This is a genomic window from Uliginosibacterium flavum (assembly GCF_040566545.1).
Taxonomy (GTDB): domain Bacteria; phylum Pseudomonadota; class Gammaproteobacteria; order Burkholderiales; family Rhodocyclaceae; genus Uliginosibacterium; species Uliginosibacterium flavum.
This window is the reverse complement of the sequence record NZ_JBEWZI010000039.1, coordinates 1-15,059: the sequence shown is the minus strand read 5'-3', so window position 1 is coordinate 15,059 and position 15,059 is coordinate 1. Positions and strand designations below refer to the sequence as shown.

The following is a 15,059-nucleotide window of genomic DNA, read 5'->3' as shown; positions in this document are numbered from 1 at the left end:
ATGGCTGCAATCGACTCCGTGAGTCGTCATCAATGAAAAGATTGGCTTTGCAAACGGGGGCGTCCATGTATGCGCATTGCGCAGAATTCCGGTGGATCATCAACGCCGGGCCGGTTGAATGGTCATATGCGGGTACGAAATCAGGTACCGCGTGCGCGGTGCGCACCTTATCTGGCTCATTTCTTCACGTTGAGGAAAGTACATGAGAATGGTCAACCTTGCTCAGGAATCGTGACATTGCAGGAGAGAGGGGAGGCTCAAGTTCGAATCTTGGATACCGGGCATGCACCTCACGCCAAACACGTTCCATGAGTCCTTTGCCTCGATAGAAAGGATGCAGGTAGCAGTGGTAGAGAACGGGATTTTGTTGGAACGTGTGGAATGTTGCGATGCCAACCAAACATTCCCGTTCGTTCCCATCCTTTCCTAGAACCTTATCTGTTGTGGCGAAGACAGACGTTTGGTTTTTAATCCACGATGTTGCTTGCTCACCAAGATCTTGCCTATTCCCAGTCTCTAGTGCCATGTACCGAGTTAGCTGAACAACTGCCGCCCGTTGCCAGTCCGGTGATGATCCTGTAATCCATATGTCGAACACCTTCCCGCACGGAGCCGCTTGCGGGCGAATAATCTTCATAAAAGTGGCTTCTCTATAGTCTGCGATTGTGCGATTACGCATTGAGCTGACTCTAGATGAGCACTAAGCGGACGTCGGACAGCGAAGCGTGGAAAGAATCACAAGCGCAGCTTGTGGCAATCCTCTTGGTGGCTGGGTTAGCTCTCATTTGTACGGAGCTGAGGTTAGATGAAGACGACCATCTGCATAGCAACTCACGGTCATCGCCGAATCATTGACCCATACTTTGGTTGACGTCATGATTTTTGTATCAACCAGCTTTGTTGATGGATATGTTGGCGTCACAGCTCCAATGATCGCTTCTGTTTTTGCTAAGCAATCTACCCAACTCATCCTTGTTGTTTCCTCTCTTGCTAACGGACCTTGTGCCGGGTACTTGCCAGACTGGACCATCTTTCGTAGCTGCTCTGGCGTGTATGTCTTCTCAGCTTGAGCGGGCATTGCAGCCAAGATGAGTGATACCGCAGCGCTTACATAAATTCCTTTCATGTATTTTCCAATGTTCGGTTTATATGACCGCGTACGGCGTAATAGAAAGTAGGCTGGGTTCGCGAAGCAAGCCACCATGAGCCTTCCCGATACGTGACGGTGGGTTGTCGCTGCGCTCCGAACCCACCCTACGAAAACTGTTTTCGGTGCCGTGGCCTGAGCCTCAAAACCCCTGCGCCAGCAGCCACTCCGCGATGCGTTCAGGGCCGGCTTGCCAGTCCTTTTCCAGCATCAGGGCGTGGCCCAGATTCGGCAGGATTTCGAAGGGCAGGCTGAGGGCCTTGGCGGTTTGTTCGACTTGTTGCGGCGGAATCAGGGTGTCGTGTTCGGTGCCCAGCACGAGCATCGGCGGGCGGCGCATGCGCGCCGGGCGCGGCAGGTCGAAACCGCTCATGTCCCATAGGGCGCGCATCGATTCGGGTTGCATGTGCATATAGCATTCGTTGAGCACGGCGCGCGGCACGTCCTGATGAAACAGGGCTTCGCGCACGGTTTCCAGCTGCGGCTCGCCGCCGCCCATGATGCGGTTCAGATCCATCAACACGTTCGGGCGCGAGAACAGCAGGCTGATGGTGGAGCCGAGCAGGCCTTGTGGCGGCACCGAGCACAGCAGCACGGCGGCGGGGATTTCAGCGCTTTCCAGATATTTCTGCAGCACCAGTCCTCCCATCGAATGCGCGATGATTACCGGGCGCACCGGCATGGCGGCGACCACTTCGGCCAGATCGTCGACGTAATCCTGAATGCTCAGGGTATTCAGCTGTTCGGTGCCCCGACTCTTGCCGTGGCCGGAAAAGGAGAAGGCGCTGGTGTTCCAGCCACGTTCGGCAAAGAAGGGCAGGTAATGCTTGTCCCACAGCCAGGCGCCGGCGTAGGCGCCATGCAGGAAGAGCAGCGGCGTCGGGCGGGCCGTTCCGGTGGCGGGGCGATTGATGAGCTCAAGGGTAGCGCTGGCAGCGAATTTCATGGGGTTCGTTTCGTAGTCGTGCAGTTGGCTAACGTAAATCCTATGCCGAAGGGCAAGCTCCGCTTGCCCTGAAATCACCGGGCCGGCCATCCGCTTTCCTGATTCAAAGCCGGGTTCAGCCCGGTTCATTGCTCCCCAGCATGCACGTCGAATTCGATGCTGTCGAGCGGCACTTCGGCCGGGTCGGTGATGACGAGGCGATGGTGTCCCGGTTGGGGCATCCACACCAGACGGCTGCCTTCACCCAGCAGTTTGCCATCGAGCTGCCAGCGCAGCGCCACGGCGGTGTCGGCAGAGAGGGACCAGCGGTCGCGCTCGGCCAGTCCTGTCGCCACAGTGTAGCTTTCACCGCGCGCCGGGAAGCCGATGCGCGCTCGCTGCCCGCCGGGCAATACGCTCACCAGCTCCAGTTCGGTGCCGCGCAGAAACCATTCACGCCGCGCCGGTTCGCCGGGCGGCTCAAAACGCAGCTGCGTATTGATGACGCCTTCCGGCGCCACGGGTGCTTTCGATTCGGCTCCCAATGCAGCCAGCAGACTGCGCCAGGCCACTTGTGGCTGGGCCGTGCGGGTTGCGACGGCCAGGGTATGGCGTTCGGAACTGCCGACGATGACGGCACTGCCATCTTCACTGGCGGTGCTTTGCCAGCTGGCGCTCCAGGCTCCCGGTGCGGGGCTGGCGAGCAGGTCCTGCAGGATGAAGGCCGTTTCGCTGCGCCATACGCGATGCGGTGGCGTCAGCGGATCGTTGGGGAAGGTCCGTGGTGGCAGGTATTGGCCTCCTGCGGCAAAGCTGCGCCAGGCCGCGGCCAGCTGCAGCAGGCTGGCGTCTGCCGGCACATCAGGCTGAGCAGCCAGCCCGGCGGAGGCAAAGCCGAGGCCGCGCACGCGCTCCAGCCAGGCATCGCCGCCATTGACGTGCTGCAGGAACAGCAGCGCGCCCGGCTGGTGAGCTTGTAAAGCCGGACGCAGCGACAGCCAGGCAGGCGTGGCAGCCCACGCATCGCGTGCATCGAAGACCGCCCAGCCCAGCGGCAAGGGGCTGGCCGCCGTGTATTGGCGTTGCTCGATGGCCAGCGCCGCCATCGCCGGCCAGGCCCAGTCGGACAAGCTGCGGCGCAGGATCACGCCGTCGGGCGCGGCGGCAGAGCTGGCGCCGACCCAGGCCAGCACTTCGCCATTGCTGTTATCCAGCAGCACGGCAGCGGCCTGTGCATCGTTCAGCGAAACCAAGGCAGAGAGCAGGCGAGTTTGCAGATTGGCATCCAGCAGCGTGCTCACCCGCTGACCCGGCTGCAGCAGGCGGCCCCGCGCCAGATGAGGCGCCAGCTTGTAACGCGGCGGGCTGCGCGGTGCATCCAGGCGGTCATTGGCCAGACGCGTGATCTCGGCGCATAGCCGCGCCTGTTCGAGCACCGCTGCAAGCTTGCAGGCGCGCTGCGCCACTCTGGCGGGCTTGGCATTCGGCCCGCGCAGCAAGGCGGCGAGCAAGGTTGCCTCGCGCGGCGTCAGATTATTGGCCGGCAAACCGAAGAGCAATTCGCTGGCCGCGCCGACGCCCTGCAGATCGCCGCGAAACGGCGCCAGATTAAGATAGGCCTCCAGAATCTGCGGCTTGCTCCATTTGCGTTCGAGTTGCAGCGCGGCCTCGCCCTGATCCCATTTCTGCGTGTAGCTGCGGCGTTCGCCGCGCTTGGGCGGCATGCGCAGCGCCGGGTCGAGCAGGCCGGCCAGTTGCATGGTCAGCGTCGACGCGCCGCGCTTGCCGTCATACCAGAGGTTTTGCCAGGCCGCCCCGGCAAAGGCCAGCCAGTCCACGCCCTTGTGCTGGAAAAAGCGCCGGTCCTCCGCGCGCAGCAGTGCTACACGCATGGCCGGTGACAGCGTCGCCAGTGGTACCCAGTCGAGGCGTCGTATGGTCGGATCGAGGCGCAAATCCGCCAGCGGCTGACCGTTGCGATCCAGCAGGACTGCGTCGGAGCTGACGTGCGCGGCGCGCACCTGCTCGAAGCTGGGCAGCACGAAAGGTGCGGCCCGCGCAGCCAGCGGGCAGATCAAAGCAAAAAGGAGGAGGGCGCGAATCAACTTCATATCGGGGATCAAAAACGAGGCGCCATTGTGCGCTACCGCCGCCCCGGCCGCCATGTTGCTTGCCCACAAAGGGTGGCTGGTGAGGCCCATGAAGTGGCGCTGTGCGGGCAGGCAGGCTGGAGAGGCTGGTGGGGGGCGGGTCTTGGGGGATGTGCCGAATACAATGCAAAAAGGGCGCCGCAGCGCCCCCTTCCCCAGATTTCAACTGACTCAGTACGTCGGCCAGCCGCCCGAGAACTTCAGATCACTGATCAGCAGCTTGGGCGCACCGTTGGCGGTGGCGTCGTAAGCATGGCGGGCAATGATGCTGAAGCCGTTTTCGCGGTAGATGTCCTGACCGCCGGGGCCGACCCAGCGCGCGTTGCCGGCATCCAGCACGGTCGAGTAGCCGTCAGTCATCTTCTTGCCGTTCTTGTCCACATACGGGCCGGTGATCTTGGTGGCGCGGCCGTAGGCAGTCTTGTAGGTGCTGGACGTGCCCGAGCAGCACTTGTCGATCGACACGAAGAGGTAGTAGTAGCCTTCACGATAGAAAACCGTCGGGCCTTCGATGCCGCCGCTGCGCTTGGCAAGCGTTGACACCGAGCCGGTCGGCTTCATCGTGCTCTTGTCGATCTTGACGATCTTGATGCCGGAGAACCAGGAGCCGAAGACGAGATAAGGCTGGCCGCTGGCGTCAAACGTCAGGTTCGGATCGATGGCGTTGTAGTCGTTGCTGCCGGCCTTGGTGCTGATGACCTTGCCCTTGTCGCTCCAGTCGCCCTTGGCGATGGAGGTGGCAGACATCAAACCGATGGCCGAGGTATTGGTGCCGAAGCTGGAGATCGAGTAGTACAGCCAGACCTTGCCGTTGTAATTGACCACATCCGGTGCCCACACATCCAGACCGGTGTGGGCGGGCACGGAGGTTTTCCACCAGCTCGGACGCGAACTGAAAATCTTGCTGCCGCGATTCCAGGCCTTGCCGTCGGCCGAGTACAGGACCTGCAGGCCGTCACCGGTGGAGAAGGTCCACCAGGTATTGCCTTCCTTGATGATGGCCGGGTCATGGACGCCGAGGTCGCCGCTCAGGGCCCAGTGTTCGGCAGACGCCGTCAGTGCCGTGCCGACGAGCGCCAGCGCGAGGAATGCCTTGCGAAAGATGTGCTGCATGCTGCTGTCTCCTTTGTATGAGCCAGTGAGCCGGCTCTTTTATGATGTGCTATGCATGAAAACTACGCCGGGGATGCTAATCCTGCTACGGGTAACACACAAGAAAAAATGCTCACAAGCGATTGATTTATAAAGTGAATTATCAAAATAAACAGTTTTGACGATTTGCGGCTGAGGCGCAGGCCGCGGCCTGCTCATGCCCGAAGAGCCGCGCCGCGCGGGCCTCTGCAGCACCCCCCGGCCAGGAGCCAGACCAGACGCGGCTCTCCGGACAGCCCACCTCCCAGCCTTCAACCCTTATCATTGCGCCCATGCGCTCCCGTATCCCCCGTCTCGACAACCCCTGGCTGCTGCTGGTGCTGACCGTGCTGTTCTGGTCCGGCAACTGGGTGGTCGGGCGCGGTTTTCGCGGTGACGTGCCGCCGGTGGCACTGGCCTTCTGGCGCTGGATGATCGCGCTGGCCTGCGTGCTGCCCTTTGCCTGGCCGCATCGTGCCGAGGCCTGGCCGGCGCTGCGCGCGCACTGGCGGATCCTGCTGGCGCTGGGTCTGCTGGGGATTACCGGCTACAACACCCTCGCCTATCTGGGCCTGCAGACCACCACCGCGACCAACGGGGTGCTGCTCAATTCCTTCATCCCCATCGTGATCATCGGTCTGGGCTGCGCCTTTCTCGGCAAGCGCCTGCATGCCTTGCAGAGCCTGGGCGTCAGCGTTTCGCTGGCCGGCGTGACGGTGATCGTGGCGCATGGCGAACTGGTGCGGCTGGCCACGCTCAGCTTCAATCCCGGCGATCTGTGGATCATGGTTTCAGTCTTCGTGTGGGCGGGCTACACCTTGCTGCTGCAACGCCGTCCGGCCGGCCTCGCACCGATGCTGTTGCTGGCCCTGCTGACCGCCATCGGCCTGCTCGGCCTGCTGCCCTTTTACCTGTGGGAACTGGCGCAGGGCCGCGTCATTCACGCCACCCTGCCGGCGCTGGCCGGGATTGCCTATACCGGCATCTTCCCGGCCTTTCTCGGTTACGTATTCTGGAATCGCGCCGTGGCCCGGGTCGGCGCTGCCAGCGCCGGGCTTTTCATCCATCTGATGCCGGTCGCCACGCCGCTGCTCTCGGCCCTGTTTCTGGGCGAGGCGCCACAGGCCTACCACTTTGCCGGCATGGCGCTGATCATCGCGGGCATCTTCCTGTCCACCCGGCCAACTCAACTTCCTGCCTCATAAGTCGTAGACCCACACACGCAGTGCCCGGCGCGCTGCACCTATGGGAGTGCGTGCTTATGGCCGAAATGCACCGGCTGGCGCCGAATCAATTGCAGCTGGATCAGCCATTGCCCTGGAACGTGTATGACAGCGGTGGGCACTTACTGCTGCGCAAGGGTTTCGTGATCGACCGTGATGACCAGATCGCCACCCTGATCGAGCGCGGCATGTTCGTCGATGCCGCTGAATTCCGTGTGCACGAAGCCAGCGACGTGCCGGCGCGCTATGACGCCCTGTCCCTGTGGGAAAGCGTGCAGGCGCATCTGGCCTATGTGTCGGAAGCCATGCCACGCGATGGCACGTTGCAGGACGAAGTGGCGCGGCTGGCGCGGCAGGTGATGTTGCTGGCCGAACGCAGCCCGGATCTGGTACTGGCCGCGATCATGCTGCTGGATCAGCGCAACTACCCGATTGCCCATTGCCTGCACACCGCACTGGTCGCCGATCTGGTGGCGCGCGCGGCGCGCTGGGAAAAAGCCGAGCGCATCAGCCTGGCCTGCGCCGCGCTGACCATGAACATCTCCATGCTCGATCTGCAGTTGCGCCTGTGCAATCAGCGAGACGCGCTGTCAGTCGAGCAGCGCAAGCTCATCGACGATCACCCCGCCGCCAGCGCCCGCCAGCTCATCATGTGCGGCGTGAATGATGACGAGTGGTTGCGTGCCGTGCTGGAACACCACGAAACGCCGGATGGCCTCGGCTATCCGCGCAAGGTTAAAACCCCCAGCGAAGCGGCCATGCTGCTTCATACGGCTGACGTGTTTGCCGCCAAAGTCAGCCCGCGCAAGCATCGCAAACCGATGATCGCCAGTGAGGCCACCAAATCCGTGTTCATGAAGCTCGCCCACGGCGGCAAGAATCCTTTCCCGTCGATGCTGGTCAAGGAAATCGGCATCTACCCACCCGGCGCTATCGTACGTCTGGTCAACGGTGAAACCGGGGTGGTTTACAAGCGCGGCGCGACCGCCAAGTCTCCCCTCGTTGCCGTGCTGACCAACGCAACTGGCATGCCCATGCTCAAACCGGTGCTCCGCAACACCGCGAACGATCCCGCCACGGCGGTCGGCATGGCACTGTCGCGCGACAAGATCATGATCGGCGTGAATTTCGAACAGATCTGGGGCGCGGCTTAAGTTGATCCGGCCCGGCAGACGCTGGTTTTGTCGATGCCGTGCTGTACTTCAGACCCCACCGGTAGCCTGCCCGAAGAGCAGCATGCACCAAGGGTCTTCAGGCAGGCATGTTGCAGAGACTTGTTAGAAGCCAGTCTACAAGCGTCGGTTAAATAGACCGGGATCGAGTGCGCGCTTATTCGCAACACTGTTGCAATAGGCGCCCGCGCGTGCTCCAATCCTGCTACTTCACTCTGCTTCGCCTCGAAAGGATTCTGTCATGCGCGTCCTCTTGCCACTGTTGCTTACTCTGTTCATCGCCGCACCGGCCCACGCCACCAAGGCTCACAGCCACGGCACGGCCGAACTCGAAGTGAGTGTGGACGGTGATGTCCTGAGCCTGGCGCTGGAATCGCCGCTGGATAACCTGCTCGGTTTCGAGCGCATCCCGCAGTACGAGAAGGATTTCGCCAAGGTGCGCGAGGTGGCGGCGGTGCTGCGTGCGGGTGACAAGCTGTTCGTGCCGACCGCCGCGGCGGCTTGCACGCTGCTCGGCGTGACCCTGAGCGCTGATGCAATCAGCCCGGAATTGCTTGGCGAGAAGGCCGCGCCAGCAGCGGCCAGGACGGATCATGAGCATGCCGATCTGGACGCCAGCTACCGTTTCAAATGCGCCAAACCCGCCGAGCTGAAGAACGTGGAGGTGCGGCTTTTCGACAGTTTCAAGCGCATCCGCTTCATCAACGCCCAGCTGGTCGCCGGCAAGACCCAGCGCGCGGCAAGGCTCTCGGCCAAGTCGCGTAGCCTCGTCTGGTGAGCACCCCGCTGGTCGAGCTGCTTGATCTGCGCCAGCGCTGGCCGGGGCAGCAGAGCGATTGCCTGAGCATCGCCCGCTTTGCGCTGCAGGCGGGCGAGCATCTGTTCCTGCACGGCCCCAGCGGAGCCGGCAAAAGCACGCTGCTGAGCCTGTTGGCGGGGGTGCTGCGCCCGACGGCCGGCGAGGTGCATCTGCTCGGTCAGCGCATCGATGGCCTGCCTGCCACGGCGCGGGATCGTCTGCGCGGCGAGCATATCGGCTACATCTTCCAGCAGTTCAATCTGCTGCCTTACCTTTCTGTCATCGATAACGTATTGCTACCGTGTCGCTTCTCGCGGCGTCGCCAGCAACGTGCGCTGGCGCGCGGCGCGAGTTCGCTGCAGGCCGAGGCGGAGCGGCTGTTGTCACATCTGGATCTGCTCGCGCCGGACTGGTTGCGCCCGGTCGGTGCCCTCTCAGTCGGCCAGCAACAGCGCGTGGCGGCCGCCCGCGCTCTGATCGGTCAGCCCGAACTGTTGCTCGCCGATGAACCGACCTCGGCACTGGATGCCGTACGCCAGCAGGATTTTCTGGATCTGCTGCTGCGCGAGGCGAATGAGGCTGGCAGCACCCTGATTTTCGTCAGCCATGATCAGCGCCTGGCCGCGCATTTCAGCCGGGTGCAGGCGCTGGGTGATTTCAATGCCGGGGATCGAGCATGAACCTGCTGACTTTGGCCCGTCTGGCACTCGCCAGCGCCTGGAACCGGCGCTACGCACTGGGCCTCACGCTGCTCTCGATTGCCCTGGCCGCCGCCTTGCTGCTGGGCGTGGAACGCCTGCGCGCCGGTGCCCGCGCCGGATTTTCCAGCGCGCTTTCCGGCACCGATCTGGTGGTGGGCGCGCGCGGTAGCAGCGTGCAGTTGCTGCTCTACGGCGTGTTCCGGCTTGGCGAGGCGACCCCGAACCTGAGCTGGGCTTCGGCGCAGCGCATCGCCGCGCATCCGGCCGTGGCCTGGAGCGTCCCGATTTCCTTGGGCGACGCCCATCGCGGCTTTGCCGTGGTCGGCACCAATACGGGCTATTTCCGGCATTATCAGTATGGTGACGGACTCTCCCTGGCGGTGGCTCAGGGGCGTGCCTTCGACAGCCTGTTTGAGGCCGTGATCGGCGCGGAAGTGGCGCGCAAGCTGGGCTACACGCTGGATCAGCGCATCGTGCTGGCTCACGGTAGCCCCGAATTCGAACTGGCCGAACACGCCGACAAGCCTTTCCGTGTGGTGGGCATTCTCGCCCCGACCGGCACCCCTGTTGATCGCAGCGTGTACGTGTCGCTGGAATCGATGGAGGCGATCCACATCGACTGGCAGGGCGGCATGCCGGTGCCAGGCTTTTCGGTGCCGCCGGAACTGGTGCAGAAGTTCGACCTCAGCCCCAAAACCATTACCGCCCAACTCGTTGGCCTGAAGCGCCGCAGCGACGTGTTTGCCCTGCAGCGCGAACTCAACGAAGCACCGGGCGAGGCGCTCACCGCCGCGATGCCGGGCGTGGTGCTGGATCAGCTGTGGCAGATGCTGGCCATCGGCGAGCGCGCCTTGCAGGCTGTCTCGGCGCTGGTGGCGGCGGTGAGCCTGGCCGGGCTGATGGCGGTGATCCTGGCCGGGCTGGACGCGCGCCGGCGTGAATTGGCGATCCTGCGCTCGGTGGGTGCAAGGCCGCGCGAAGTGCTGGCCTTGCTGCTCATTGAAGGCCTGGGCATCACGCTCGCCGGCTGTCTGCTGGGGCTCGCTCTGCTGCAGCTGGCGGTGTGGCTGGGTGGGGCATGGCTGCAGAGCCGCTTCGGCATTGGCCTGGCCGGCAGCCTGCCCGGCGAGCAAGAGTGGGCGCGGCTCTGCGCGATACTCCTTACAGGATTGCTGGCCAGCCTGTTGCCGGCCTGGCGGGCCTACCGCATCTCGCTGGCGGATGGCTTGAGCCCGCGGTGACAGGGGGCTTCGACGTGCGGCGCCCCGGCCCCTGCGCGATACCTGCGAAGGAAACGCTGGCGACCCGGCGCATTGGTCCCGTTCGCGCCAGATATTGTGGCGCAAGGGTGAAACTTCCGGCGCAGGCCAGCATTTGATCGGGGCGTGTCTGGATGGCAATGGCGATGCGATCCTGCGGCGTGTTGCGCAAATTCAGCCTGTCATACCGGACGCTCATCCTGCTTTTACAATGCCGTACAGGGTGAGGAAATCATCATCCTTTCAAACCCCGGAGAATCCGTTCCATGATCCGCAAGAATCCCAGTGGCGACCTGCCCGTGATTGCCGAGTCGGCCTTCGTTGACCCGACCGCCATCATCTGCGGCAAGGTCGTGATCGGCGAAAACGTCTTCATCGGCCCGTATGCCGTGATCCGCGCCGATGAAGTGAATGAAGCCGGCGGCATGGAGCCGATCACGATCGGCGCGCATTCCAATATTCAGGATGGCGTGGTGATTCACTCCAAATCAGGCGCGGCCGTCAGCATTGGCGAGCACACCTCGATTGCCCACCGCAGCATCGTGCACGGCCCCTGCGAGGTTGGCACGCGCGTGTTCATCGGCTTCAACAGCGTGGTGTTCAACTGCAAGGTCGGCGACGGTTGCGTGGTGCGCCACAACTCGGTGGTCGATGGCTGCGACTTGCCGGCCGGCTTCTACGTGCCCTCCACCACCTATATCAACGCCCGCACCGATCTGGCCAGCATCCCTAGAGTGACGGCTTCGGCGGCCGAGTTTTCGGAAGACGTGGTGCGCACCAACAATGATCTGGTCGCCGGTTACAAGCGCCTGCAGAATGAATTCTGAACGGCCTGCCCGCGTGCGCACCCTCAAACCCCTTGTGCTCAGCCTGCTCTTGCTCATGGCCATGCCGCTGGCCTGCGCCGCCGATGCGCCCTTCAAGCTCGGTGATCGTCTTGCCCCGGCCGGCGGCAAGGCGACACCGGCCTATCGCGAGCTCACCTGGTATCAGCTGACCCCGGCAGAATGGGATCCGATGGCCGGCGTGAAGCGCGAGGACATCGCCAGGATGCGCGATGGCGATCCGCGCGCAACGGCCTTGCTGAAAAAGCTGCAAGATGCCTGGAAGAATGCGCCGACCGTGCCAGAGTTGGACAAGCAGGCCGTGCGCATTGCCGGGTTTCTGGTGCCGCTGGACGCCGATCGGAATACGGTGCGCGAGTTTCTGCTGGTTCCTTATTTCGGCGCCTGCATCCACACCCCGCCGCCGCCCAGCAACCAGGCCATCCATGTGAAGATGGACAAGCCCTTCAAGGGCCGCATGATGGAGGCGTTCTGGATCAGCGGAACGCTGCACATCGAGCAGGGCGAAAGTCCCTTTGGCGCCACCGCTTACCGCATGCAGGGGCGGGGCACCGAGCCGTACCAGATGCCTGACAGGTAAAGTCTGAAGTTAGCCTGGATGCAGCAGGATCCGCGATATCCGCCCCTCCCGCACTGACAAGCTCCGTGGATTCGGCTGCGCTGCGAACCGGGTCAGGTTCGTCGGCGTGTGTGCAAAAATCCAAACTTCGTCGTACTGACTCTATAGAATCAATCCTGCAAAAGCCGCTCCCTCCGCACTTTTTACAGGATCACCATGGCCACCAGCAAAACCCCCGATTCCGCCCGCCTGGATCGCATCGTTGCCGAGGCGCGGCGCACGGCTGATCAACGCGAACAGGGCTATCGCGAACGCGCCCTCAAGCTCTATCCATGGATCTGCGGTCGCTGCACGCGTGAATTCGTCCGCGAGAATCTGCAGCAGCTCACCGTGCACCACCGTGATCACAACCACGACAACAATCCCCCGGACGGCAGCAACTGGGAACTGCTGTGCATCTACTGCCATGAGAACGAACACTCGCGCTATCTGGAGGCGGATTCCGGTGAAGGCGGCGGCGAGAATGGCCTTGAGGCCGCAACGCATAACCCTTTCGCCGCCCTCAAAGGCTTGCTGAAAAAATGACGGGCTGACAGACGCGCAGCCAGGCCTTAACATCCGCCTACAAAAAACAGGAGGATGACATGTCGCACTGCTGCCGTTTGCCTATCTGCACCCACGCTCCCAAGGCCTTGTTGGCCGCCTTCATCCTCGCCCTGCCAGGCCTCGCCGCCGCAGTTGGCATCGCGCCGACCGGCCTGCGCGTGCCGGCGCTGGCGTATGACGATCACAGCATCGTCCTGGTCTGGCAGAAGCCTGCTGACTATGCCAAAGTCGTCGATTACAAGATCTATCTGAACGGCAAGGCCATCGGCAGTGCGCGCGAGAACGCGGCAAAGTTCTCGCCGGCAGCGCCTTACGTGAAAGCCTTCCACGCGGCCGACAAGGCCGGGCGCCATGTCAAGATTGATCAGCACAACTTCACCGCTGACGGCCTCAAGCCCGATACCGAATATCGTTTTTCCGTCCGTGCCGTGCATGCCGATGGCTCGCTCTCCGCGCCCAGCAAAGTCATTACCCAGCGCAGCGCCAAGCCTTCGCCGCGCTGTGACATCACCGCCCACGGCGCGGTCGGCGATGGCCAGACCCTGAACACCGGCGCGATCCAGGACACCATCACCGCCTGCCCGGCCGGCGGCACGGTCGTCATCCCCAAGGGCGTGTTCAAGAGCGGTGCGCTCTTCCTCAAGAGTGACCTGACTCTGGACGTGACCGAAGGCGCGACCCTGCTCGGCTCCGAGCGCGCCGAGGATTACCCGGTCAGCCTCGGCTACACGCTCTACACTTATTCGACTACCCAGCGCCCGCCGTCCTTGGTCAATGCGCTGAACCGCAGCCAGCGCACGGCTGGCGCCTTCCGCAACATCCGCATCGTCGGCAAGGGCACAATCACCGGAAGCGGCTGGAAACGCGCTGCCACCCCCGAATTGCAGGACGAGACCGGCCGCATCCTGCCGCAATACCAGTTCGGCACCAACGCCTCGGTCGGCAAGTTCGGCATTCTCGCGGCAGATCAGGTCAAAACCGCCCAGGCGGAAGGCCTGCCACTCGGCGCCGCCTACAGCCAGCGCCGCAGCAGTCTGATGACCTTGCGCGGCGTCGAAAACCTCTACATTGGCGGCATCACCGGGCAGAACCCGGCCTTCCACGGCATCATGGTGCTCGAAGGGCGCAATGTCGCCGTGAATGGCATCAAGCTCGAAACCTGGGACGTGAACAATGCCGATGGGCTGGAGTTCGGCAACAGCGAGCAGATCACCGTCTTCAACAGCTTCTTCGACACGGGCGATGACTGCATCAACTTCGCCGCCGGCACCGGCGAGGAAGCCGCCAGGCAGGAACCGCAGCGCGAGGCCTGGATCTTCAATAACTACACCCGCCGCGGCCACGGCATGGTCGTGCTGGGCAGCCACACCGGCGCCTGGATCGAAGACATCCTGGCCGAAGACAATGTGGCGAATCTCACCTGGATCGGTCTGCGCGGCAAGAGCAACAACATCAACGGCGGCGGCGCCCGGCGCATCGTCTATCGCGACAACGCCCACCGCGATCTGCAGCGCGAAGGCTTCATCCTCACCCTCGAATACTCCGACATCAACCTGCTGCTCGACTACAAAGCCGCCAAAGTGCCCGGCGCGTTTCAGGACATCCAGATCCGTCACAACAGCCTGGAATTCACCGCCGACTGGAAGCCCACGCCCGTGCCCAGCGGACCGAAACGCGAGCTGGCGGTCGTCGACTTCAAGGCCCTCGAAGTGCAGGGCGACATGAAGACCCAGGCCTTTCACGAGCGCATTACGGTGGACGATCTGCTGCTGATCAATACGTCCTCGATCAAGATCGATGGCCTCAAGGAAGGCGTACTGCGCAACGTGCGTTTCGAGGGCTATCAGGGCAAGGACGAAGCCGTCTCGATCAAGAACGCCCCGGGCCTGAAGCTCGAAAACATCCAGAAACCGGTCGGAAAGTAGTTATTAGCAGGCCTGCCTGAAGAGCCGCTTGTGGCGGACTTCTTCGGGCAGCCCGACCTGATAGGCAATCTAGGTGCGGATCTTCAGGCAGGCGATTTTCTATACACGTTTGCGGGAAATGTATAGAAAACAGACATTTTCTATACACGTCTAAGGACGTACATAGAAAAGCCTGTTTTTTGTGCGTATGAAAGCGTTCGCCATAGTGCTCTGAAATCTTCACTTCACCTCTCGCCGGATCTGGCAGCCGCCGGCGAGATCAGAGCACAAAATTTCTGCCAAATTTTTTGGTCAGGGACTACCGTGGATTTCTTTCTTGATCTTCTGTTTTCTTCGGCAACGCTTGGTTTGATCGTTGGCGTCGTTCTGGCTGGAGTTGTTTGTTGGCTATTGCCCGAAGGAGCTTCTTGCGAAAATCTGGGTGCTTCGATTGTGCTTATCTGTTTTGTTGGGGGCTTGCTCTATGAGTTTGCATCTGGAAAAAAAGGTAAATAAGCACCGTGGACTAGTGGGCTCGGACGGTTTGCTCGAATTGAGCCTTGTAGGGTAATGACATGGACGCCCCTACCTGCAACGGCATCGAAGTGCCAAAGTGGAGTTGTCGAAAAACCACTGAG

At 62.3% G+C, this 15,059-nt stretch carries 16 protein-coding genes; 11 read left to right on the top strand and 5 right to left on the bottom strand.

Annotation, left to right across the window (positions count from 1 at the left end; translation table 11 throughout):
• Positions 1-184: 184 nt before the first annotated feature.
• From ABXR19_RS19600 to ABXR19_RS19580, 5 genes are all read right to left on the bottom strand, one after another.
• Positions 185-526 carry a GNAT family N-acetyltransferase gene (locus ABXR19_RS19600; RefSeq protein ID WP_354602854.1) on the bottom strand — a complete coding sequence of 114 codons (342 nt, stop codon included), beginning with the start codon at positions 524-526 and terminating at the stop codon, positions 185-187.
• Positions 527-781: 255 nt separating this feature from the next.
• The gene (locus ABXR19_RS19595; protein ID WP_354602853.1) at positions 782-1,126 is read right to left on the bottom strand and encodes a hypothetical protein; all 345 of its coding nucleotides are present in this window, start codon (positions 1,124-1,126) and stop codon (positions 782-784) included.
• 163 nt (positions 1,127-1,289) lie between these two features.
• The gene (locus ABXR19_RS19590) at positions 1,290-2,093 is read right to left on the bottom strand and encodes an alpha/beta hydrolase (RefSeq protein ID WP_354602852.1); all 804 of its coding nucleotides are present in this window, start codon (positions 2,091-2,093) and stop codon (positions 1,290-1,292) included.
• A gap of 125 nt (positions 2,094-2,218) precedes the next feature.
• A complete protein-coding gene (locus tag ABXR19_RS19585) occupies positions 2,219-4,273 on the bottom strand; it encodes a transglycosylase domain-containing protein (protein ID WP_354602851.1) in 2,055 nt (684 codons plus the stop codon).
• Between the two features lie 120 nt (positions 4,274-4,393).
• Positions 4,394-5,335 carry a glycoside hydrolase family 43 protein gene (locus tag ABXR19_RS19580; protein ID WP_354602850.1) on the bottom strand — a complete coding sequence of 314 codons (942 nt, stop codon included), beginning with the start codon at positions 5,333-5,335 and terminating at the stop codon, positions 4,394-4,396.
• Between the two features lie 311 nt (positions 5,336-5,646).
• On the opposite strand from ABXR19_RS19580, the gene ABXR19_RS19575 reads away from it, so the two are divergent.
• The 11 genes from ABXR19_RS19575 to ABXR19_RS19525 all read left to right on the top strand — a co-directional run bounded on the left by ABXR19_RS19575 (position 5,647) and on the right by ABXR19_RS19525 (position 14,937).
• Positions 5,647-6,558, top strand: a complete 912-nt coding sequence (locus ABXR19_RS19575) for a DMT family transporter (RefSeq protein ID WP_354602849.1) — start codon at positions 5,647-5,649, stop codon at positions 6,556-6,558.
• 56 nt (positions 6,559-6,614) lie between these two features.
• On the top strand, positions 6,615-7,730 hold the full coding sequence (locus ABXR19_RS19570) for an HD-GYP domain-containing protein (RefSeq protein WP_354602848.1): 1,116 nt from the start codon (positions 6,615-6,617) through the stop codon (positions 7,728-7,730).
• 259 nt (positions 7,731-7,989) lie between these two features.
• Positions 7,990-8,526, top strand: a complete 537-nt coding sequence (locus ABXR19_RS19565; protein ID WP_354602847.1) for a DUF2796 domain-containing protein — start codon at positions 7,990-7,992, stop codon at positions 8,524-8,526.
• A complete protein-coding gene (locus ABXR19_RS19560; protein ID WP_354602846.1) occupies positions 8,523-9,227 on the top strand; it encodes an ABC transporter ATP-binding protein in 705 nt (234 codons plus the stop codon). Before ABXR19_RS19565 ends, ABXR19_RS19560 begins: the two co-directional genes overlap by 4 nt.
• On the top strand, positions 9,224-10,489 hold the full coding sequence (locus ABXR19_RS19555) for an ABC transporter permease (RefSeq protein ID WP_354602845.1): 1,266 nt from the start codon (positions 9,224-9,226) through the stop codon (positions 10,487-10,489). The genes ABXR19_RS19560 and ABXR19_RS19555 overlap by 4 nt, the downstream gene beginning before the upstream one ends.
• Before the next feature lie 31 nt (positions 10,490-10,520).
• Positions 10,521-10,832, top strand: coding sequence for a phosphoribosyl-AMP cyclohydrolase (locus tag ABXR19_RS19550; RefSeq protein ID WP_435594344.1), 312 nt, complete (start codon positions 10,521-10,523; stop codon positions 10,830-10,832).
• Complete coding sequence (locus ABXR19_RS19545) at positions 10,774-11,334, top strand: gamma carbonic anhydrase family protein (RefSeq protein WP_354602843.1); 561 nt, start codon at positions 10,774-10,776, stop codon at positions 11,332-11,334. The genes ABXR19_RS19550 and ABXR19_RS19545 overlap by 59 nt, the downstream gene beginning before the upstream one ends.
• Positions 11,324-11,932, top strand: coding sequence for a DUF3299 domain-containing protein (locus tag ABXR19_RS19540; RefSeq protein ID WP_354602842.1), 609 nt, complete (start codon positions 11,324-11,326; stop codon positions 11,930-11,932). The genes ABXR19_RS19545 and ABXR19_RS19540 overlap by 11 nt, the downstream gene beginning before the upstream one ends.
• A 195-nt stretch (positions 11,933-12,127) precedes the next feature.
• Entirely contained in the window at positions 12,128-12,496 is a 369-nt protein-coding gene (locus ABXR19_RS19535; protein ID WP_354602841.1) for a YajD family HNH nuclease, read from the top strand.
• A 59-nt stretch (positions 12,497-12,555) separates the two neighbouring features.
• The gene (locus tag ABXR19_RS19530) at positions 12,556-14,442 is read left to right on the top strand and encodes a glycosyl hydrolase family 28 protein (RefSeq protein WP_354602840.1); all 1,887 of its coding nucleotides are present in this window, start codon (positions 12,556-12,558) and stop codon (positions 14,440-14,442) included.
• A gap of 303 nt (positions 14,443-14,745) precedes the next feature.
• Positions 14,746-14,937 carry a hypothetical protein gene (locus ABXR19_RS19525; RefSeq protein ID WP_354602839.1) on the top strand — a complete coding sequence of 64 codons (192 nt, stop codon included), beginning with the start codon at positions 14,746-14,748 and terminating at the stop codon, positions 14,935-14,937.
• The last annotated feature ends 122 nt before the right edge of the window (positions 14,938-15,059 follow it).